The sequence below is a fragment of the Citrobacter sp. wls827 genome (assembly GCF_005280875.1).
Taxonomy (GTDB): domain Bacteria; phylum Pseudomonadota; class Gammaproteobacteria; order Enterobacterales; family Enterobacteriaceae; genus Citrobacter; species Citrobacter youngae.
This window is the reverse complement of record NZ_SZWR01000017.1, coordinates 198,580-219,920: the sequence shown is the minus strand read 5'-3', so window position 1 is coordinate 219,920 and position 21,341 is coordinate 198,580. Positions and strand designations below refer to the sequence as shown.

Here is a 21,341-nt window from a genome sequence, read left to right as displayed (position 1 = left end):
CGGCTTGCGCAGGCTTGCCGGTAACACTTCTCTTCTGTAAACGCGTCTGAGTTGCTATTATCCAGTTCCCCTGGTTCTGATGATATCTGCAACGATGAACGCTGATACTACATTTATATTCCGTGAAATAACTGAGGCTGATATTTCGTCCGTTCAGTCGTTTATTATCCACCATTTAAATCTCTATTTTAACGCTAACCGACCAGCACCTGAACCGCATGCAGATGTATTAAATCTGCGCTCACACTACCTCCATCAACCGCGAAATCTGTTGCTCGGCGCATGGAATAACCGACAGCAACTTATCGCTACGCTGGCGGTCTGCCAGTACGATGACCGAATACCTGCACTGCGCGGACGCTATCAATTATCCTCAACCGCGGAAATTTGTCGCTGCTACGTCGCACAGGAATATCGTCGGCAAGGCATAGGCAGCCAACTTGTCCTGCTGGCGGAACAATTTTGCGACCGACAACAATATAAAATACGCTATCTGCACACCCACCACTTTTTACCTGGTGGCTATCAATTTTGGTTGCGAAATCACTTTACCGTCTTTTTTGATGAAGGTGGCGAACAGCAAATCGTACACATGGAAAAATATCAATAAAAATGTGACGCCGCGCAAATAATTAAATATCACAGTAAATTTCGTTATTAAGCGTGGTCAGCTCGGCAAAGAAAACATTAATTGATCAACATCAAACAATTCTCATTTAGTTTATCGGTATTTGTGTTTTTCACATAATTAATGTCACAAACACCAAAGCAACGAATTGATTTTATTGAATTTAAAAATAAAAGCGGTATCAACCCTACTTATTCAAGCGGTTGACGGGGCTATTCGATACCGATAAAGTCCCCACCGACAGTATTTCAGAATCTATTTATCATTTTGAAACGGAATATGGTGCGGATTATTTTAATCTTATGCCATAGCTGCCCCCGCAACTGTAAGCGGAAACTGAATATCACTGTGTCGTGGATTATCCACGACAGGTCACTGTAAAGAACGCCTTTATGGGAAGGCCGATATTCAGATTGCCGCGAGCCAGGAGACCTGCTGTCAAGGTTGTATACATTGAGTGGACGGGATGGTCCATGGGGTGATTTATTTGACGAATGAATAATATAATTTCTGAACAAATTGGCAACAATATGTTTTATTTTCATATTATCTTGCCCGCAGTTCACGATTAGATGTCATCTATCGTCATGTGCCTGTCCCGAATTTATGGAACGAAATGAACCATGACCAGACGTTCAGATTCTGGCATGAACGGGACAACGCTAATGCACGCAAAAATAACTTCTGCTTATTGCAAACTTTCACTTCTGGCACTGACTGGCGCAGCACTCTTCCTGACCAGCAATATGGCTTCTGCGGCAAAAACAGAATATCCATTAACGATCAAAAACTGTGGTAGGGATATTACGTTTAATCATGCGCCAAAACGCGTGACTACCGTTGGACAAAACAGTACTGAAATCCTCTATTCCCTGGGTCTGGCCGATCGTGTTGTTGGAACATCACTGTGGTTTGGCCCGGTACCTGAACAGTACAAAGCAGCGAATGACAAGATTGCAGTCATTGCGCAAAACATCCCGAGTTTCGAAGGGATTATTGCGAAAAAACCGGATCTGGTGGCCAGTCAGTTTGAATGGCAGATTGGCCCTGCGGGCACAGTTGCCTCTTACGAACAATTTAGCGAATTACACGTTCCGGTTTATACCGCCCCAGCCGATTGTGCCAAAGACAACGAAGACGGCGGCGACGGCGTGCGTAAGAGCATGTTTGATATCGCCATGGTCTATCAGGAAATTGCCGACCTGGCGAAAATTTTTGATGTACAGGACAAAGGCGATGAACTGATTGCCAGCCTGAAAGCACGTGAAGCCGCTGCGAAAGCTAAGATTGCCGGCATGGACAACCACGTATCTGCCGTCTTTTGGTTCTCCAGCGCCGACCTGCAGCTTGACCCCTATGTAGCCGGGAAATTTGGCCCCGCGGCGTGGATAGCGCAATCTCTTGGGGTGAAAAATGTCATTGATTCCGCCGAGGAGTGGCCAACAGTAGGTTGGGAAACCATTGCCAAAGCCAATCCATCGGTCATCGTCCTCGGCGAGATGGGCCGTCGCCGCTTCCCGGCCGATGACTGGAAAGTCAAAATGGAATACCTCACGTCCGATCCTGTTACCCGGCTGATCCCGGCAGTGAAAGAAAACCACCTGCCGGTGATCGACGTGCAAACCATGAACGCGGGTATCAGAACCATTGACGGACTGGAAAAACTCGCCGATGCGCTGGTGCAATATGGTCTGGCGCACCCTCAGACGACTCACTAACTCTCGTCGCGCGTTATGCCTTATACGGGCATAGCGCCCTTTCGTATTCCGGGAAGTCGTAAACAATGAGCGAATTACGCAGGACGCGTCATGCCATGAGCCAGCTTGCAGGCAGGACGCTGTTCCACGCGCTGTGGGTCAGCATGGTGATGTGCGGCGTCCTTCTGGCGGGCATTTCAATCGGTGAGACGGTTATCCCGTGGCAGCATGTCAGCCATACGCTGGCAAACCGCTTGTTTGATACACAGTATGCGGTGGATGCGCTTGATGCCGGGATTATCTGGAACTACCGCCTGACCCGCGCGCTGGTTTCCGCCTGTTGCGGAGCCTGTCTGGCGGTTTCAGGCGTGGTTCTCCAGTCGCTGCTGCGCAATGCGCTGGCCGAACCTTACCTGCTGGGTATTTCTGCCGGAGCCTCAACGGGCGCGGTGCTCATCGCCCTGACCGGACTTGGCGCAGGGATCATTTCCATGTCGCTTGGCGCGTTTATTGGCGCGCTGACGGCATTTCTGTTTGTCGCGCTATTGGCGATGGCGGCAAGGGGCAAAAGCGGCTCGGCCACCACGCAAATCATTCTCGCCGGGATTGCCAGTTCGCAGCTGTTCAATGCCATTACCTCGCTCATCATTACGCGCTCAGCCAATGCCGAACAGGCTCGGGGCATCATGTTCTGGCTGCTGGGCAATCTCAGCGGGGTACGCTGGCCGGATGTCGTGCTGGCCATCCCTACTGCGCTGATTGGCATCGTCGTTTGCTTTTGCTACGCCCGCCATCTGGATGCTTTCTCGTTTGGCGCGGAATCGGCGGCATCGTTGGGCATTCCCGTTAAACGCACCCGTGGCGTACTGATTGCCGCCGTAACAGGGATGACGGCCATAATGGTATCAATCGTCGGCGCCATTGGCTTTGTCGGACTGGTCATCCCCCATGCTGCGCGGTTACTGGTGGGAAATCAGCACCATCGCCTATTGCCCGTCAGCGCTCTTATTGGTGCCATTTTCCTTATCGTCGCGGATGTTATTTCACGCACCTTACTTCCAGGACAGGTCTTGCCGATCGGCGTGATTACCGCACTGGTCGGCGCACCTGCATTTGCCATCATTTTGATACGAGGGAATCCGGGGAAATGACCGCTAATCCTGTGGTAAACGCCCAGCATCTGTACTGGGAGGTCAAAGGCAAAGCCATCGTCAATGATGTCTCTTTTCAGGTCTCGCGCGGCGAGTTTGTCGGCATTATCGGCCCCAATGGTTCCGGGAAAACATCGCTGATTTCGCTCCTGGCGGGTTTACTGAAACCGTCTTCCGGGCACGTTACGTTAAACCATCAGGATATTCGACGCTATTCACGCCGCCATCTGGCGCAAAAGGTGGCACTGGTTGAACAACAGGCTGAAACCAGTGAGCGTCTTACCGCCATTCAGGCAGTTTCGCTTGGCCGCACGCCATGGCTGAGCCTGCTGTCGCCGTGGTCGAGGAAAGACGACGATATTGTGCAGACGATGCTGGAGAAAGTCGCTCTACAAAACATGCAGCATCGCTGCTGGCATACCTTCTCCGGCGGAGAGCGTCAACGTCTGCACATCGCCAGAGCGCTGGCACAACAGCCGCAGGTACTGCTGATGGATGAGCCGACAAACCATCTTGATATCCAGCATCAGATTGGCCTGCTCAATCTGGTTAAACGTGAAAAACTCACCGTCATCGCCGCCCTACACGACCTGAATCATGCGGCGATGTTCTGCGACCGCATCATGGTGATGAAAGCCGGACAGCTGGCGATGCAGGGGCGTCCTGCCGCCATTTTTACCCGTGAAAATCTTAATAGCTGGTTTGGGATCGACGCGATTGTCGAACACGCCCCCGACGAAGAGAACTGTTTTATCCGTTACCAACGCCCCGCGTAAACACCGAAAGGAACCGCAATGAAATGTGTTAAGCAAAGTTTGCAAATCTTATGCCTGTTAGCCTTCACCTCGACGGCTTTTGCACAAACCTACGAAGTGCTGATGAAAAACCGCGGTACAGGCGGCCCGATGGTTTATGAGCCGGACTATCTGGCGATCCAGCCAGGTGATAGCGTGAAGTTTATCCGCAAACATAAGAGCCACAATGCCGCGTCGATTGCCGAACTCTCTCCCGCCGGATACCCCGGCTTTATCGGCAAAATCGATGAAGAGATTGAAGTGAAATACGACAACGCAGGTTTCTACGGCATCAAATGTTCACCGCACTACGCGCAGGGCATGATCATGCTGATTAAAGTCGGCGACGCCGTTTTACCCGACAGCTACCGCGCGTTCAAAGCCCCTGGTCTTGCCGATAAGCGTTTTCAGGAAATTTATACCCGCATCGATAAACAGTAACGCCGTCACAAAGGGAGAATAACGGTGGTGGACAAAAAAACGCTTAGCGAAACAATCCAAACTCAGCGGCGCGATTGCCTGTGCAAGCTGACGAAATTTGTCGGCGCAGCGGGCGTGACTGCCGCCGTCTGGCCACTCATTTCCGCGCTGGGTCCGGATGATAAAACGATGGCGGAAAATGAACCTGTTGATGTCTCCCTCGCAGGCGTAACAGCAGGCCAGACGGTGAAGCGTATCTGGCAGGGAAAACTGATCCTGATTCGCCACCGCACGGCGGAGGAGATTGCCGCGGCGCGGCAAGCTGATCTGCGTCTACTGGCCGATCCACAGGCGGATAGCGAGCGGGTGGCAGCGGCACATCCACAGTGGCTGGTAGTACAAGGTTACTGCCCCCACGCGGGTTGTGTACCCAATGCCAACCCCAACGGACAGGGCTGGGTCTGCCCGTGTCATGGTTCAGAGTTTGACACCTCCGGGCGCGTAACACGAGGCCCGGCCACGGCGAATCTGGCCATCCCTGACTTTAGCGTGTCGGCTGACGGCCTGAGTCTGCGTATTGGTACGAAGGATGCCTGAGATGAAATCCGCTTATCCGTCCTCCCCCTGGTATCACCTGCAGTTTCGTCTTCCTGTCCCCCGCTCAGTCGCTGGCGTGTGGATCTTTGCTATCGGTCTCATATTGCTGGTCATGCTGGGCGTGCAAATGCTCTCCGGTATCGTGCTGGCTATGTTCTATGTGCCTACAGCGGGATCCGCTTTTGACTCTATTGTTCATATTCTGCGCGCAGTCAGACACGGTGAGCTGGTGCGCAATCTGCATGCTATTGGCGCGTCGCTTTTTTTCTTCGCCTGTTATCTGCATATTTTCCGGGCAATGTATTACAACGTCTACCGCAAACCCTATCTGAAGATGTGGGCAATCAGCGTGACGCTGTATGTGCTGTTGATGATCACCGCGTTTCTCGGCTATAGCCTGATTTGGGGGCAAAAAAGCTACTGGGCCGCTACGGTCATCACCAGTTTCGCCCGGGCGATACCGTTTATTGGCGATACGCTATATACCTTTTTGGTCGGTGGCTATATGCCCGGCACGCCGACATTAGGCCGTTTTTATGTCCTTCACTTTATCATCCCCTTCGCCATTGTCGCGGTTACGATATGGCACATCCGTACCGTCCAGTCGGCTTTTGCCCACGCGCGGAAGAAAACATTTTCGCCCAAAGAGTCTCAGCGTGTGTTGTTCGATTTTCGCATCACCGAAAACGATGCAATCAAACTCACCCTCTTTTTAATGCTGTTCGCCTGGTTTCTGTTTTTCGCGCCGCACTATCTCAGCAGCGCCGATAACTTTATTCCGGCAGACCCGACACTCACACCGGCTATCGTCGCGCCTGAATGGTATTTCCTGCCTTTCTTCTCCATTTTGCGCTGCTTCCCCAATGAACTGGCAGGCATCACTGCGATGTGCGCTGCGGTACTGATTTTCTATTTTCTCCCGTGGCTGGATACGTCACACGCACGGTTTCGTAATAACAGTCGGCTGGTTAAAGCCATTTTTTGGCTGTGGGTCGCCAATGCGCTCTTTCTGGGTTGGTTGGGCTCAAAAGCATTGGTCGGGCCGGACTTAATTGATGGTTTTAGCGATGACGATGGCTGGACACGCGCGGCGTCTCAGCTTTCAACCGTTATTTATTTTGCATGGTTTCTGCTTGTGCTGCCGTGCCGACGTTTACTGGAACGACAGGACTGACATCATGGCGCGATTTTTACCCACAGCAACTCTGACTCTGGCTCTTTTATTGAGCAACGCGATTTGCGCACAGCTACCCACCGCGCAGACATGGTCGTTTAGCGGCGTGAACGGTAAACACGATAGCGAGCAACTGCGACGCGGGCTGCAGGTCTATGAAGAGAAATGCCGGGCCTGCCACGGTATGAAATATCTCACTTTCAAAACGTTAACTAAAGCTGGAGGGCCGCAACTCAGTGAGGCGGAGGCCAAAACACTGGCCAGCGGCTACGTCTTCGCGACAATTGAAGACGACGGTCAACCCGGCGAACGGGAAGGCAACCTGAACGATGTTTTCGCGTCACCTTATCTGAATGAACAGGAAGCAAAATACCTTAATAATGGCGCGCTGCCGGTTGACCTGAGCTATATCGTTCGAGCGCGAACCTACGACCGTGGGTTTCCGCGATTTTTACTGGATGCGTTCACCCCCTACACCGAGCAAGGCGCTGATTATGTTTATGCGCTGCTGACCGGGTATGCAACCGATGACCCGGAGATGAAAACCAACCGTTTTTTCCCAGGCGGGATAATTAATATGCCCAAACCGCTGGCTGACAATGACATCACCTGGGCTATGCAAACGCATGCTCCCCAAACAGAAGAACAGTACGCACGAGATGTCACCGCGTTTCTGGCATGGGCCGCTGACCCGCAGCTTGAGAGCAGAAAACATCAGGGAGCGGTCGTTATGGGATATCTGGCGAGTATGTTGGCGCTATTAGCACTGTTACAGCGCATGCGATCCCGCTCGCGCAGCAACGAGAAAAACTAACGACCAGTCAGCGTAACGCTGGCTGGTCTGCAGGTTATGTCAGCACTTAGCTGTGGCGTTGGCTATCATTACGACGGCAGCGTTTGTCGTAATGGCGAACCCACCAGTAGCGGTCACTGATTTGTTCATGTCCGCCGACGCGGGCACCCGCCAGCCAGAGGACGCCACCAACAAAAATACTGAGCACGGCACCATGTGCAAAAAACTGTGGCAGATTAAATTGCGGTAACTGGTTTAAAATAGAGTAACCAACACCACCAACCATCACCACCAACCCTAAAGCCATGAGCACGTTACCGAGTAACGAAGCGTTTTTGCGTTTCATGTGTCACCTCCGGAACTTTGGGTTGTTACAGGGAATACCCCTAATCCTTATGTGTAAAGTATAGACAACACTGCCATTCGCAAGTGCGCCTGTGATCACAAATACAAACACCAACGCAACAAAACTTTACAAATAAGCTACTGAACACCCTCAATTTCCAATAGTCCACTTCTGCAATTATTCAGTATTCGGTGCGACCCACGCAGTTTTTTGTCAAGCGCGTCGGCAAACAGTAAACTACACGCCGGTTATAGACACACTCAGGACAAATTACGTGGCGATTAAATTGATTGTCGGCCTGGCGAATCCCGGCGCAGAGTATGCGGCAACGCGACATAATGCAGGCGCGTGGTACGTCGATTTACTGGCAGAGAGACTCCGTGCCCCCCTGCGCGATGAGCCGAAATTCTTCGGTTACACCTCCAGAGTCACGCTTGAAGGTGAAGATGTCCGCCTGCTGGTACCGACCACATTTATGAATCTGAGCGGCAAAGCCGTTGGCGCAATGGCCAGCTTTTATCGCATTAACCCTGATGAAATTCTGGTCGCCCACGATGAATTAGATCTGCCGCCCGGCGTCGCCAAATTTAAGCTCGGCGGCGGTCATGGCGGACATAACGGCCTGAAAGACATCATCAGCAAGTTAGGCAATAACCCTAACTTTCATCGTTTACGCGTTGGAATCGGCCATCCGGGCGATAAAAATAAAGTTGTCGGTTTTGTTTTAGGCAAACCGCCTGTTTCAGAACAGAAGTTAATTGATGAAGCCATTGACGAAGCGGCACGTTGTACCGAGATTTTATTCAAAGATGGACTCACCAAAGCAACGAGCCGGTTACACACCTTTAAAGCGCAATGAGCAGCGATGTGCGGCATTTTTCTCGCGTGCTGTGTATAATAGGCAAAGTTATTTACATTTCTACAATCTGTTTTCCATAACAGGTTGAATATCAAAAGATTAAGGTGATTTAAACATGGGATTCAAATGCGGTATCGTCGGTTTGCCAAACGTAGGCAAATCCACCCTGTTCAACGCGCTCACAAAAGCGGGTATTGAAGCGGCAAACTTCCCGTTCTGTACTATCGAGCCGAACACGGGTGTTGTCCCGATGCCCGATCCTCGTCTGGATCAACTGGCCGAAATCGTTAAACCGCAGCGTATCCTGCCCACCACAATGGAATTTGTGGATATCGCGGGTCTGGTAAAAGGCGCATCCAAAGGTGAAGGCCTGGGTAACCAGTTCCTGACCAACATTCGTGAAACCGAAGCTATCGGTCACGTTGTTCGCTGCTTCGAAAACGACAACATTATCCACGTGAACAATAAAGTGGATCCGGCTGACGATATCGACGTTATTAACACCGAACTGGCACTGTCCGATCTCGACACCTGCGAGCGTGCTATCCACCGTGTACAGAAGAAAGCCAAAGGCGGTGATAAAGACGCTAAAGCTGAACTGGCTGCACTGGAAAAATGCCTGCCGCAGTTGGAAAACGCCGGTATGCTGCGAGCGCTGAAAAACCTGACTGATGAAGACAAAGCAGCCATCAAATACCTGAGCTTCCTGACGCTGAAGCCAACCATGTATATCGCCAACGTGAACGAAGACGGTTTTGAAAACAATCCGTACCTCGATAAAGTTCGCGAAATCGCCGACGCTGAAGGGTCTGTCGTGGTTGCCGTTTGTGCCGCTGTTGAAGCTGACATCGCAGAACTCGATGATGCTGACCGTGAAGAATTCATGGCTGAACTGGGTCTGGAAGAGCCGGGCCTGAACCGCGTTATCCGCGCAGGCTACGAACTGCTGAACCTGCAGACCTACTTCACCGCGGGTGTGAAAGAAGTCCGTGCATGGACCATCCCTGTCGGCGCAACGGCCCCGCAGGCAGCTGGTAAGATCCACACCGACTTCGAGAAAGGCTTCATCCGCGCACAAACCATCGCGTTTGAAGACTTCATCACCTATAAAGGTGAGCAAGGCGCGAAAGAAGCCGGCAAGATGCGTGCAGAAGGTAAAGATTACATCGTTAAAGATGGCGATGTGATGAACTTCCTGTTCAACGTTTAAGTTGCTTCTGCTGTCTGATCAGGCTTTCCGGAGCTTTGTCAGATCAATGAACGCGAAAAAAATCCACGCAGTTGCGTGGATTTTTGTTTTCATAGCGACCGTGTCAGCACCTTAGAAACGCAGCTAAAATTGAGCACGCTGGTAAGTGCAATTGTAAGCACACCTGTTTTAGTTCCACGCATTTTTTGAAATTTCCGGTTTTTCAGCCATCAGCCGGTACTCTTCCGGCGTCAGGTTGTTCAGGGATTCATGAGGCCGCTCGTTGTTATAGCGTTCTGCCAGCTCAGTCAGCGCATGGATCACTGGTTCATCACGTCCGGTATTGGGCTGATAAAAATACACCGTCCAGCTCAACGATAACGTCCTGCAGGCCTGGCGTAAACTCATGGCAAATTGTGCCGTCAGATAGCTGACGAGCTCACGCTTTATCGCTGGTTTTAAAGCTTTTTTTCGATGACGTCTTTTAACGTGAGATTTTCCAGACTCAGGTCGGCAAACATTTGTTTCAAACGTCGATTCTCATCCTCAAGGTCTTTGAATTTTTTAATATCGGCCGCTTCCATCCCGCCATACTTTGCCTTCCAGTTGTAATAGCTGGCCTCCGAAATAGCGACCCCACGGCATACTTTCGAGTAGCATAAAAAAGAAACGACATACTCACCCGTTGGTATTATTTTTTTGTCGACGACATCACCTTTTCTCTAAGTAAAATTCATGAGATCAACTGGCGTACGTCTAATACTTATTCTAGGGTTAACTCATGTCTTCTTGTGTCACATTATTGTTTTTTTAAAGCAAAAAATGTGGTTATTTGAAAAAGGTGAAGGATATGGCTCTAGTCTTCGACAAACGCTTAATTCTTTTTTGCGGCGCCTTTTCCATTATTCCGGCGGCAAACGCAGCGTCTACAAGCGGGACATTTCAGGTACTGATGACGATACAAAAAGCGTGTACCGTCACTGCGGGGTCGGCTTCAAATATTACTCTCGGTCCGGTGAATACCACTGCGACAAATACCAGCGCAAGCAACACAATTTCAATTAATTGCTCAAAAACCACCCCCTACTTTATTGGCCTGGCACCTTCAGCGGCCAACGGCGGGACACCCACGGGGTCCGGAGCCATGTCCTCTGTCGCAAATGCAGCAAACAATACCGATAAAGTGCCTTACCAGCTGAACCAAACATCAGCAACAGGACCGGTCTGGGGGAATACGGCCACCGCCACCACGGTAGGAAATGGTGTTGCATCCCAGGGAACTGGGCTTCTACAGAGTTTTACCGTATATGCCACCGCGCCAAGCGCGAACTTCACACCTGACGACTATGCCGACACTGTAACGGTAAACGTTAACTACTAAATTCAGGAACACAGATGACAGTAAAACTGCCTGTACAGCAGTATACCTGCGCATGCCTGTTAGGAGCGGCTATGAGCGTAAATCCGGCGACAGCCAGCGGATTGCAGGTTGCCCCAGTTACATTAACGCTGCAAGCGTCGCAAAATGCCGATGGGATCTGGCTAAGCAATGCCGGAGAAAACGTGCTGAATGCCCAGGTTCGGGTCTTTCTCTGGAGCCAAAGCGCTTATGGCGATAAGCTGTCTCCCTCTCAGGGGCTGGTTATCAGCCCGCCGATGCTGGCGTTAGCCCCTGGTGAACGCCAGTTGATTCGTGTTATTCGCACCGGCCCGCCATCGACACATACCGAAGATGCCTATCGGTTATCAATTGACGAATTACCGCCAGCAAAATTACAAAAAAATAAACTTCAGTTTGTGCTGCATTATTCCGTACCAGTGTTTATTCAACCAACGGCGCAGGCTGAAACCCAGGCCAAATTGCAATGGAAATTACAGCAACTTGACGGCAAAAAATTTCTTGAAGTCAGTAATCAGGGAAATGGTCATGCGCAATTATCAGCGGCAACCTTTATAAACCATAATGGTGCGAAAAAGGTCATTACGCCGGGACTATTAGGCTATGTTCTTCCGGGCTCAACAATGCGGTGGATATTATCCACGTCCGCCAGCGATACCCATTATGGCGGTAAAGTTGAAGTAACAGTTAATGGCCAAAAAACAGTACAAGATCTCTAAGAGATCCTGGCTTCTGGTGAAATGTTGCTTACTCAATGGAGCATTATTATCTGGAATGGTTTCAGCTCACGCGGTCAATAATAACCAGACAAACAGTGGAATTATTGGCGACGCAACACCTCTTGCGGGCATCGATTTATATCTTGACGTGACCCTGAATGGAAACCCTGTCGGCTTGGTTCATTTTGGCTATGAGAATGAAAAACTCTATGCTGGCGCCAATACCCTACGACAGTTGGGTTTTCGCTTACCGCAAAATGCGGCTGCCACCGTCAGCCTGAACGATATTGCCCAACTGAGCATTGACTACAACGTCGAACAACAAACTCTGGCGCTCACTGTGCCGCTCAGTTCCCTTGATCTTGCCACCACGCAGGTGAACCCGACCGGCGAAGCGACACCAATAGCATCAAACTCACGTGGGGTGTTACTCAATTACGATGTCTATGCTCAGCAGGGAGATGAAACCAGCGCCAACACATTTAGCGAGTTGCGCGCGTTTAATGGCTTAGGGGTGTTAAGCACAACCCAACTGACTCAATATTCCACCGCGCCCAACGCAGATAATGCCTTCTACCGCATGGACACCCGCTGGCGCACGTCATTTCCGGAAAATATGTTGGCGATAAACGTTGGCGATACCCTGACAAGCTCACTCACCTGGTCCCGACCGACCCGCATTGGCGGCATCCAGATAGGAACCGATTTTAGTTTACAGCCGTACATGCCAACCACCCCGCTTCCCTCCTATCTTGGTTCTGCCACGCTTCCTTCAAACGTTGAGTTGTACGTCAATGGGGTTAAGTACTACAACGGGGAGGTTCCGGCCGGAAGTTTTCAAATCAACACCATGCCTAATATCAGTGGCGCAGGGACCGGTCAGGTGATGATGACCGACGCGCTGGGCAGAACGACAGTACAAAATTTCTCGTTCTACAACGATCAGCAACTCCTGCGAGAAGGGCTAACAGCCTGGTCAGCGGAATTAGGCGCAGTAAGAGAGAATTACGGTTACGCCTCATTTGATTATGCCAGTGCCCCTGTGTTTAGCGGGACCTGGCGTCGGGGATTCAGTAACACCTTTACTGCAGGTACACACGCGGAAACCAGTGATGGGCTGATTAACGCAGGTTTTAGCAATGACTGGGTTCCCGGCCCGCGCAGCGGCACAGTGTCCACCGCATTGGCAGCCAGTACGGACTCAGGGAAAAGTGGATTTTTGTACAGTGTTGGTTACCGTTGGTCAGGTGAACAGTTTAATTTCAGCACCAGCACAACGGCGACGTCGGGTGACTACCGTGATGTCGCGACCCATTATGGTGAGCCGCCACCCTCGCTGAGCAGCAATACGGTAATAGGTTATGCAATGGCGTCAGCCGGCAATGTCAGCCTGAGTTACCTGCAGTTTCGCTATCCGCACGATAGCGCGGTACGCTACGCCAACGCCAGTTGGTTCAAATCCGTCACCGAAAACATCTCACTCAATGCCGGATTTAACCAGAATATTGACGACACCCGCGATCGCAGCGTTTACCTGATGGTGACGGTCACCACCAGCGGTAATCTGAGCGCCAGCAGTACCGTACAACATACCAATAATGAAACCGGCTACCAGATCAATGCCAGCCAAACGCCACCGGGTGACGGCGGCTGGGGATGGAACGTCGCTGCCAGCCAGCAAGCCTCCCGGCAAAGCGGCCAGGGAGAAGTCGGGTATTTGGGCCGTTTCGGAAAAGCCTACACCGGATTTAGCCGCCTGCCCGACAACCACTACGGTTATGCTGGTGCGACCGGTTCCCTGGTTGCGATGGGGGGAGGTTTGTTCGCGGCTCGGGAAATCAACAATGGTTTTGCCGTCGTATCAACAGACGGCATTCCGGACGTGCCAGTCAAGCTGCAAAACAACCTTGTCGGTCGCAGCGACGATCAGGGTCTGCTGCTGGTCACGTCACTCAATAGCTATCAAAACAATCAAATCAGTATTGACCCCATGGATCTACCCGCCAATATGCGGATCGCCCGCGCTGAAGCCAATGCAACGCCGGCGGATCGCTCCGGAACCCTGGTCAGTTTTGGTATCACTCCCGTACGCGCCGCGCAGGTTACTCTCGTTAATGAACAGGGTAAGGCCATTTCTGAGGGCAGCATGGCATATATCACTAACGGCGCAGGCCAGTCATCCGTCGTCGGATTCGATGGAATGGCCTGGTTTGACAGCCTGGAACAGCACAACAGGTTACGCGTTGACACAGATACCGGTAGCTGTAACGCACAATTCGATTATCCCGCCAATGCAAAGGGGATTGTACAAATAGGCCCGCTGGAATGTCGGTCACAATAGCAGGAGTTCATTCATGAAATTAAGACAGTTGCTGTTTATCGCTGCACTCCTCGTCTGTCCAGGGATAAGTCATGCGGTCACCTGCTCCGTCAGTAACGTCCAACCAATTAGTTTTGGTGCAGTGGACCCGTTGTCATCATCAGGCGCAACGACCTCAATGACCTTTACCTGGACTTGTGCAAAAGAAGTGACCGACGTACTGGCGGGGATTAACCTCTGTTTTAATATTGGCGCATCGGGCGTCAGCGGTCAGGTGGCAACACGGAATATGTCGTTAAGCGGAACACCTGCCAGAACGTTGAGCTATCAGCTATATCAGGACGCCGGGCACAGTAAAATCTGGGGGAGTCAGTATCAGAGCGGAACCTCGGTTCCCATGGTACAACTTAACTTGCTCAATTTGCTCCCAGTGACCGGTTCACTGACAGTATCCGCTCAGCTCGTCACGCCGCAAACTTCTGCAGTCCCCGGAAGCTATCAGGACAGCTATACGGCAGCCACGGCGCTTATCACCCTCAACCCTGGATTAGTTATTCCGCCCACCACGTGCGGTGATACCGTTGCCGCCAGACTTCCCTTCAGCGTATCAGCCACTGTCAGCAAACAGTGCAATATCACATCGGCCACTAACATTAGTTTTACCCCGGTGAAGGCAACTCAGCGCAATGCGACAGCATCAAATACCATCGGGGTGGCATGCACCAATAACACCCCTTATACCATTGGACTGCAACCCTCCAACGGCAATACTGCAGGCAACGGTGTGATGAGCGGAACGGGGGCAAACAGCGATAAAGTGCCCTATCAGCTCAGCTCAACGCCAGGGCCTTCCGGCACAGTGTGGGGCAACACCCCGCTCAATACCGTTACAGGCACTGGCACCGGCTCCGCTACGCCATATTCGGTGTATGCCACCGTTCCCAGCGCGAACTACACCCCCGACAACTATGCGGACACCGTCACTATCTCAGTGACCTACTGACGCGCCGCTAAAATGCAATCAAGAAAACACAAATAATTATCATATTGTTTACTTTTAGAGGTGCATCATAAATCTGACAAATAGTCATTCTCACGCACGATGCATATTAAATGCCTGAATTGCTACTTGATCGCAAACATTCGCAAAATCAATAGATAATTATTCACTTAACGCTTAATTCACATATTTTTTATATGGCTATTAGAGGGCTGGAGGACAGGCCGTTTCTTGAAAAAAATGTTAAATTTAAGTTTATATGGTGAGATCCACTGTATACCACGGCCAAATTAAGAACATATTACTTTTATAACTAAGGTTTATCATGGATAAGTTATCTTACGCTTCAGATAGCAGCACATCTGCCTGGAATACCTACCTGCAACAAATCGAGCGTGTGGCCCCTTACCTGGGCGAACTTTCCCATTGGGTGGATACCCTGCGCCACCCGAAACGCGCGCTAATTGTCGATATTCCGGTGCAGATGGATGACGGCACTATTCGCCATTTCGAAGGATATCGTGTACAGCACAACCTCTCCCGCGGCCCGGGAAAAGGCGGCGTGCGTTATCATCCTGATGTTGATCTTAATGAAGTGATGGCCCTTTCCGCCTGGATGACCATCAAATGTGCCGCACTGAACCTGCCGTACGGCGGTGCCAAAGGTGGCGTTCGCGTCGACCCATTCTCGCTGTCCGAAGGTGAACTGGAGCGTTTAACCCGCCGCTATACCAGCGAAATCGGCATTATCATTGGGCCGCAAAAAGATATTCCAGCGCCGGATGTCGGCACCAACGGCAAAGTGATGGCATGGATGATGGATACCTACTCCATGAACCACGGCACCACCGTAACCAGCGTGGTCACCGGTAAACCTATCCACCTTGGCGGTTCGTTGGGTCGTGATAAAGCAACGGGTCGTGGCGTGTTCGTCAGCGGTCTGGAAGTGGCTCGTCGTGCCAATATCGACGTTGAAGGCGCGCGCGTAGCGGTACAAGGCTTTGGTAATGTCGGCAGTGAAGCGGCTCGCCTGTTCGCCAGTGCTGGCGCACGCGTCGTTGCCATTCAGGATCACACTGCCACCCTGTTTAACACCACCGGGATCGACATGACCGCGTTGACCGCCTGGCAGTTGGAGCACAAACAGATTGCCGGTTTCCCGGGGGCGGAAACTATCGCCAGCGAAGCCTTCTGGAGCGTGGAGATGGATATCCTGATCCCTGCCGCGCTGGAAGGGCAGATTACCCGTCAACGTGCAGAAATACTGACCTGCAAACTGGTGCTTGAGGGCGCTAACGGCCCAACTTACCCGGATGCCGATGATATGCTGGCAAGCCGCGGTATCATCGTGGTACCCGACGTCGTATGTAACGCAGGCGGCGTCACCGTCAGCTACTTCGAATGGGTTCAGGACATGGCCAGCTTCTTCTGGAGCGAAGAAGAGATCAACAATCGCATGGATAAAATCATGACCGATGCGATGGTTCATGTGTGGGAGAAAGCGGCGGAGAAATCCTGCTCATTGCGCACTGCTGCCTATATTGTGGCCTGCGAGCGTATCCTGCTGGCACGTAAAGACCGTGGTATTTATCCGGGATAATACGACGGCAGATACGTCAACGTTTTGAACGACGATAAACGCCAGTCGTCAGTTACGCCAATAATGCGGCATTATTTGTGGCATTATTGGCGTGTAGTCGCCTGATTCATCCGCCCCGCTTTCTGCGTTTTACTTACCCAATATCTGCGCGGTTTGTTAGCCAATAAACATTAAATCCCATCGCAGCAACCATAATTTGCGTTAAGAACCCATAGCAACGCATTATTGGCCGCAATGTCTACTACCAATATTACGCCCGCCATATATATTGACGAACTGATTAAAAATCCCGAATAATTGTCGAATTATGGCATTCTGGCTGCAGGGAAAGTTGCCTGACACAGTGCGATTAGATCGGGCCGGGAAAACTCAGCGAATAACCATGTGAGAATATAATGGTCGATCATTCATCTGCTTCTGAGCACAACGATTTTACTCGTTGCCTGTCTCTTTTCGACAGCGCATTTCCACAAATCTTATCCCTGCTGGGCATGCCAGCCCCCACGCAACTCTCGCCTGATACGTTTTATGATTCACTTGATAAAGCCCGAGAGAAATTGGGCAACTGGAACAGTGTAGCGGCCCGCTTTAACTATAACGAGCAGGAAATGGCGAGCTTTCTTGCGGCACTACGCACCTTGAACAAATGGCTCGGCAGAAATACAGATGGCCAGCCTGCCGACAGAAATCTAACCATTGCCGCGTTGCGTTTTTTGTGGCAGCTCGAATATTTGCGAGAAAAACAGCCTCAATTAACTTACTCAACGACGCTGAATAACGAAGACGAAGAAAAGCAGTTACGTAGTTTGCAGCAGGTACGGGCATTAGAGTTGACCATTCGTAGTTTAATTAATGAAGCGTACAATAACCAACAAGCCCTACTTGAGCACCTGAACAAATTATTTGGTCAGGAACGTGTAAAAAAATGGCTGAACGTTGCCGATCGTGATGACGTATTGAGCGGTACTCTTTTCAGTGAACTCGCCTCACTGTTTATTGATAAAGACGAATATCCCATCCACTATTCTCCACTTTATCAATATACCCCTTTGCTCAGCTTTGTTAACGATAAACGTAGAACACTGAATACCTTTCTTGACGATATTCGCGTAATTCGCAACCGTCTGGCGCATCATAAGCGGGTAACCTCCGTCCAAACAACATTGGTGAATTACTATTACCGAGAAATTACTGAGCCGGTACAGGAGGCCTTCGATGAAGGTCGGGTAAAAGTTAACCCTGATCGTTTTTTTGATGACAGCAATGCTGAGGTTGCGCGCTATTTCGAACGGACCGCCCAAAAAATTGACGATCTTGGCGGCGACGTTCAGGGAATAAAGGATGACCTGGCGGCTCAGGCTCAGGATATTGGAAAAATCAAAATGGAAACGGGCATCATTCGCAATCGAGTGGCCTGGGTGCTGGGCGGTATCGTCGTCATTATTGTTGGCTCGGTACTGACTTTCGGAACCTCAACCAAGACGCTGGTGAATACGGAGTCCATCCGTAGCGATCTCGGGGAAGTGGGTAAAACGGTTGCCGGTGCGAAAAAAGAAACCAGTAGCGATCCGCGTAAAGAACTGGCGAATATCGGCATTGCCTGGGATGAAAAAAATCTTCGCGCCGCTATCGACCGCGGTGATACCCAGGTTGTCAATTTGTTTCTTGCCGGAGGCATGCGCTGGAAACTGTATTATGCCGAAGCCGCATTACAGGAAGATCGCCAGGAAACGTTGAATGCCCTATTACAATCAGCATCGTTGATGGATGAAAAAAACGGTTGTCTCAGAATGGCCGGTAAATTACGTCAGCAAACGAACCAGAATGGCACGCTGACCCCCATACAGATTCGTTATTTAAAAACATTTTGTTCTTCTGCCAAGGATGTTCAGGGTATTAAAGCGGAACTGGACAGAGCGCTTAATTTTGAGAAAGCCCAGAAGAAAGCTTACGATGAAGAAATGGCCAAAAATGAACCTGCGGGTCGCTGTGAACGCCGTTTGATGGCCGATAATGCGCGTGACTTACTGGCTGATGCGGCGCAGTTTTCACTGCAAAGACCTACCACCTATTCACTCCACGATGTGTTATTGAAAGAACTGAATACGCGTCTGATGTTCGGCACACTCAACGGGGCAGAGTTAAAAAGCCTGGTTAAGAACTACTGCGTGAAACAAGAAAACCATGAACCCAATATTGCGATTGACGATAACTGGAGTCGCTCACAACGGGTCATTTATAACGTAGTCAAATAATGAGCGATACAACAACACATCCATCGAAAGAGAATTATATGTTCGCATTCAACAATGCATGGCCGCAGTTTACTTTCGAGTTCAATCCGTCGCAGCGTGATGCACCGGCAGGCAGCCTGCTGATCGGATTGGGCGACGGCAATGATACGGAAAGCCAAAAGGGTGTCGCGCTCAATAACAAAGGATACCGTGCAGGTCACTACAATTCGGTGAGTGAACTGGTGGCAAATGCCGACGATCGTCAATGGACTATATGGCGCAATAAACTCTCAAGTGTCCAGGGAATACAACGAATCGTTATCGAAGATTTCTCTCTGGATACCTGTTTCACGCTGTTGCTGTTTTTGAACCATCTCGATGCCGCTGGTTCGCTGTCGCTATCAACACATCCGTGGCTGGAATACGTCACCGCATGGGAAAGCGGTATTTATCTGGACGGTGATGATACGACGCGTTCTGCCGCGTGCTTATTATCCGCACTCGCGCATAGCAGCCTGTGCGAGCAACCCATGGATGATACTGCCGTTGTTCGCCACAACATATTGGCCTGCCTGCGCCTGTTGAGCGATATGATAATAGCCAACCCAGACCCCACCGCAGGCATTATGCCCATGCACACGCAATGTTATGCAAGTGCGGTCGCAAGTCTGGCGTATGAGCAACAGATTTACCAACACGTTATCAAGCGTTCGGTGACCTGCCAACTCCTGCTGGACCTCGGCACAGGCCGGCGGCAAACGGTGGTTGATGCACTGTTTATCACCGAAACGCTCCCTTCCGGGATGCTGAAAATTCTCGCGCGCTGCGACAAAGAACGCAGTTGGACGCACAATGGATTTGGGCTGCTGGCCATTTATCGCCCGCGAGAAGTGGGCACGGGCAATGATATCGTTATTTCGCTCAACCCCATTCAGGGGACGCGCCTTGATGCCCTGTGGTCCGCTCTGGAACAGCGTGAAGATGCGGCCTGGCAAGGGTTACGCCCGCACGATACTCCGCGTTTTCTCGAAAGCTATCGCCTGGCTGGAAGCGATAAACTAATCCCAGGAGCACCGAACCAACCCTGGTACGACGATCAAGGCAGAATGACGCTAATTGCGGCACCGAAGCAGCTTGCGCCCGGAGAGCCAGGCTCGAAACTGACCTGGCAACAAGACGTTTTACCCGCAATCTGGGAAAATTATTTTACCCGTTACCTTGATAACGCCATTGTGCCAATAGCTTTACCCGAACTTGATTGCCGCACAAAGGGTAAATGCATTCGTGTCTATCAGCATCGCATCCCGGAGGGCGGTGATATTACGATAGTCCCGCTGATGCGTATGATCGATACCCCCACTTTCCATGCCTGGCTGGCAGCACAGAGCGATAGCACGCGCGTCGTCCGGAGCCCTGCGGATCTCCCCCCCGCCAGCGAGTACAGCAGCCAGTGGTACAGCAATATTCTGGTCGTCGCTCACCGTCATGGCGTCACATTCTTCTGTCGCGAAGAAGAGGATAAACATCTGGCAATACTGATTAAAGCGGCCAGTTCAGTAGCGGATGTCAGCCATGAGTATGAAAATTTTCTGGCGAACTCTGCCCAACAGATTGAACAGTGGCTCAAGGATCTGCTCGAATCGCAGCAAATTCACAACCGAAAGGGAAAAATTCGTCGTTTATCTGACTGGTCCGAAATGATGCTGGAAACCAAGGCCCGGGCGCTAAAAGCCATGAATAAAGGTGCTTTGGTCGGCAACGATGCCCTGCATAACCAGCTGAGTGACGATCTCTCGCGGCAGTGGGGATTATCTGAACAACGCCAGGAGCTCATGGCGCAGATAGAGCAATTGGATCAGCTCATGCGCCAGGCGATTAGTCAGCGTCAGGAAAAACGTCAACGTATTTACGGCGCACTGTTTTCCGCTTTAGCACTCGGCGCGGCGGCTAACCATATTTGGGAACCGATTAAAGAGATAAAAACAACAAACCTTTATGAATGGCAACTCATGCTATTCAAAGAGCAGCCAGCCCCGGCAATGGACAAATTGCAGGCGATTGCCGCAGATGCCGCACGATACGAAGTCTATACCCTGGCTATTCTGCTAATTTTTGGTTTTATTGGTTTTATCCTGTTCTGGTTTTTCGATTTTAATGGCAAAGAAGAGTAAGGAATAACGTTTTATTCACAATACCGTCAGCATAAACCTTGCCGCATCTCTCACTTCCGCTGTTTTATGCACCAATACGTTTCAATACGGAACATTACCAGATGCTAATGTTCCGTATTGAAACGCCAATCACATCAATTTTCTTTTGACTACCCGTGTGCAAAATTACCTTATCGGCAGCGAGAGGTCGCCGTGGCGCTGTACAAACCGATACCCTACATCAGATGTCTGCCTGATATGTGCAGCCATC

Annotated in this window: 18 protein-coding genes, 2 pseudogenes and 1 riboswitch; of the genes and pseudogenes, 17 read left to right on the top strand and 3 right to left on the bottom strand. The window is 50.8% G+C overall.

Annotated elements, in window-relative coordinates; translation table 11 throughout:
• Positions 1-94: 94 nt before the first annotated feature.
• The 8 genes from FDX03_RS11575 to FDX03_RS11540 all read left to right on the top strand — a co-directional run bounded on the left by FDX03_RS11575 (position 95) and on the right by FDX03_RS11540 (position 7,275).
• Positions 95-610 carry a GNAT family N-acetyltransferase gene (locus tag FDX03_RS11575; RefSeq protein WP_071887408.1) on the top strand — a complete coding sequence of 172 codons (516 nt, stop codon included), beginning with the start codon at positions 95-97 and terminating at the stop codon, positions 608-610.
• Between the two features lie 242 nt (positions 611-852).
• A riboswitch (cobalamin riboswitch) is annotated at positions 853-1,083 on the top strand.
• Positions 1,084-1,293: 210 nt separating this feature from the next.
• Complete coding sequence (locus FDX03_RS11570) at positions 1,294-2,346, top strand: ABC transporter substrate-binding protein (protein WP_048212574.1); 1,053 nt, start codon at positions 1,294-1,296, stop codon at positions 2,344-2,346.
• A gap of 65 nt (positions 2,347-2,411) precedes the next feature.
• Positions 2,412-3,476 carry an iron ABC transporter permease gene (locus FDX03_RS11565; protein WP_048211455.1) on the top strand — a complete coding sequence of 355 codons (1,065 nt, stop codon included), beginning with the start codon at positions 2,412-2,414 and terminating at the stop codon, positions 3,474-3,476.
• Positions 3,473-4,252 carry an ABC transporter ATP-binding protein gene (locus tag FDX03_RS11560; protein ID WP_048211454.1) on the top strand — a complete coding sequence of 260 codons (780 nt, stop codon included), beginning with the start codon at positions 3,473-3,475 and terminating at the stop codon, positions 4,250-4,252. The genes FDX03_RS11565 and FDX03_RS11560 overlap by 4 nt, the downstream gene beginning before the upstream one ends.
• A gap of 18 nt (positions 4,253-4,270) precedes the next feature.
• A complete protein-coding gene (locus tag FDX03_RS11555) occupies positions 4,271-4,711 on the top strand; it encodes a pseudoazurin (RefSeq protein ID WP_048211453.1) in 441 nt (146 codons plus the stop codon).
• 24 nt (positions 4,712-4,735) lie between these two features.
• Positions 4,736-5,287 carry a ubiquinol-cytochrome c reductase iron-sulfur subunit gene (gene petA, locus FDX03_RS11550; protein WP_137345958.1) on the top strand — a complete coding sequence of 184 codons (552 nt, stop codon included), beginning with the start codon at positions 4,736-4,738 and terminating at the stop codon, positions 5,285-5,287.
• 1 nt (position 5,288) lies between these two features.
• Positions 5,289-6,461, top strand: coding sequence for a cytochrome b N-terminal domain-containing protein (locus FDX03_RS11545; RefSeq protein ID WP_101742648.1), 1,173 nt, complete (start codon positions 5,289-5,291; stop codon positions 6,459-6,461).
• Between the two features lie 4 nt (positions 6,462-6,465).
• Entirely contained in the window at positions 6,466-7,275 is an 810-nt protein-coding gene (locus FDX03_RS11540; protein WP_137345957.1) for a cytochrome c1, read from the top strand.
• A gap of 46 nt (positions 7,276-7,321) precedes the next feature.
• On the opposite strand, the gene ychH is transcribed toward FDX03_RS11540, so the two are convergent.
• Positions 7,322-7,600: a stress-induced protein YchH gene (ychH, locus tag FDX03_RS11535; RefSeq protein WP_048211449.1), complete on the bottom strand. Its 279-nt coding sequence runs from the start codon at positions 7,598-7,600 to the stop codon at positions 7,322-7,324.
• Between the two features lie 274 nt (positions 7,601-7,874).
• Here ychH and pth point away from each other — a divergent pair, with 274 nt between their 5' ends.
• Both pth and ychF read left to right on the top strand, forming a co-directional pair.
• Positions 7,875-8,459, top strand: coding sequence for an aminoacyl-tRNA hydrolase (gene pth, locus FDX03_RS11530; protein WP_003020814.1), 585 nt, complete (start codon positions 7,875-7,877; stop codon positions 8,457-8,459).
• A 115-nt stretch (positions 8,460-8,574) separates the two neighbouring features.
• The gene (gene ychF, locus FDX03_RS11525; protein ID WP_137345956.1) at positions 8,575-9,669 is read left to right on the top strand and encodes a redox-regulated ATPase YchF; all 1,095 of its coding nucleotides are present in this window, start codon (positions 8,575-8,577) and stop codon (positions 9,667-9,669) included.
• A gap of 168 nt (positions 9,670-9,837) precedes the next feature.
• Here ychF and FDX03_RS23860 read toward each other — a convergent pair.
• Together FDX03_RS23860 and FDX03_RS11520 are read right to left on the bottom strand one after the other, a co-directional pair.
• A pseudogene (locus FDX03_RS23860) lies at positions 9,838-9,939 on the bottom strand (integrase); the annotation flags it as partial.
• Positions 9,937-10,277, bottom strand: a pseudogene (locus tag FDX03_RS11520) (transposase); the annotation flags it as partial. The pseudogenes FDX03_RS23860 and FDX03_RS11520, both read right to left, overlap by 3 nt.
• Before the next feature lie 221 nt (positions 10,278-10,498).
• Between FDX03_RS11520 and FDX03_RS11515 the strand changes: the two are divergent.
• The 7 genes from FDX03_RS11515 (at position 10,499) to FDX03_RS11485 (ending at position 21,091) form a co-directional block, all read left to right on the top strand.
• Positions 10,499-11,029 carry a spore coat protein U domain-containing protein gene (locus FDX03_RS11515; RefSeq protein ID WP_048211446.1) on the top strand — a complete coding sequence of 177 codons (531 nt, stop codon included), beginning with the start codon at positions 10,499-10,501 and terminating at the stop codon, positions 11,027-11,029.
• Positions 11,030-11,043: 14 nt separating this feature from the next.
• Positions 11,044-11,766, top strand: coding sequence for a molecular chaperone (locus FDX03_RS11510; protein ID WP_137345955.1), 723 nt, complete (start codon positions 11,044-11,046; stop codon positions 11,764-11,766).
• A 55-nt stretch (positions 11,767-11,821) separates the two neighbouring features.
• Positions 11,822-14,107, top strand: coding sequence for a fimbria/pilus outer membrane usher protein (locus tag FDX03_RS11505; RefSeq protein WP_137345954.1), 2,286 nt, complete (start codon positions 11,822-11,824; stop codon positions 14,105-14,107).
• A 13-nt stretch (positions 14,108-14,120) separates the two neighbouring features.
• Positions 14,121-15,089 (top strand): spore coat protein U domain-containing protein, encoded by a 969-nt coding sequence (locus tag FDX03_RS11500; RefSeq protein ID WP_101742645.1) that lies wholly within the window; start codon positions 14,121-14,123, stop codon positions 15,087-15,089.
• A 322-nt stretch (positions 15,090-15,411) separates the two neighbouring features.
• Positions 15,412-16,686 carry a Glu/Leu/Phe/Val dehydrogenase gene (locus tag FDX03_RS11495; protein ID WP_005122303.1) on the top strand — a complete coding sequence of 425 codons (1,275 nt, stop codon included), beginning with the start codon at positions 15,412-15,414 and terminating at the stop codon, positions 16,684-16,686.
• 395 nt (positions 16,687-17,081) lie between these two features.
• The gene (locus FDX03_RS11490) at positions 17,082-18,941 is read left to right on the top strand and encodes an STY4199 family HEPN domain-containing protein (RefSeq protein ID WP_101742644.1); all 1,860 of its coding nucleotides are present in this window, start codon (positions 17,082-17,084) and stop codon (positions 18,939-18,941) included.
• A gap of 38 nt (positions 18,942-18,979) precedes the next feature.
• Positions 18,980-21,091 (top strand): hypothetical protein, encoded by a 2,112-nt coding sequence (locus FDX03_RS11485; RefSeq protein ID WP_137345953.1) that lies wholly within the window; start codon positions 18,980-18,982, stop codon positions 21,089-21,091.
• The last annotated feature ends 250 nt before the right edge of the window (positions 21,092-21,341 follow it).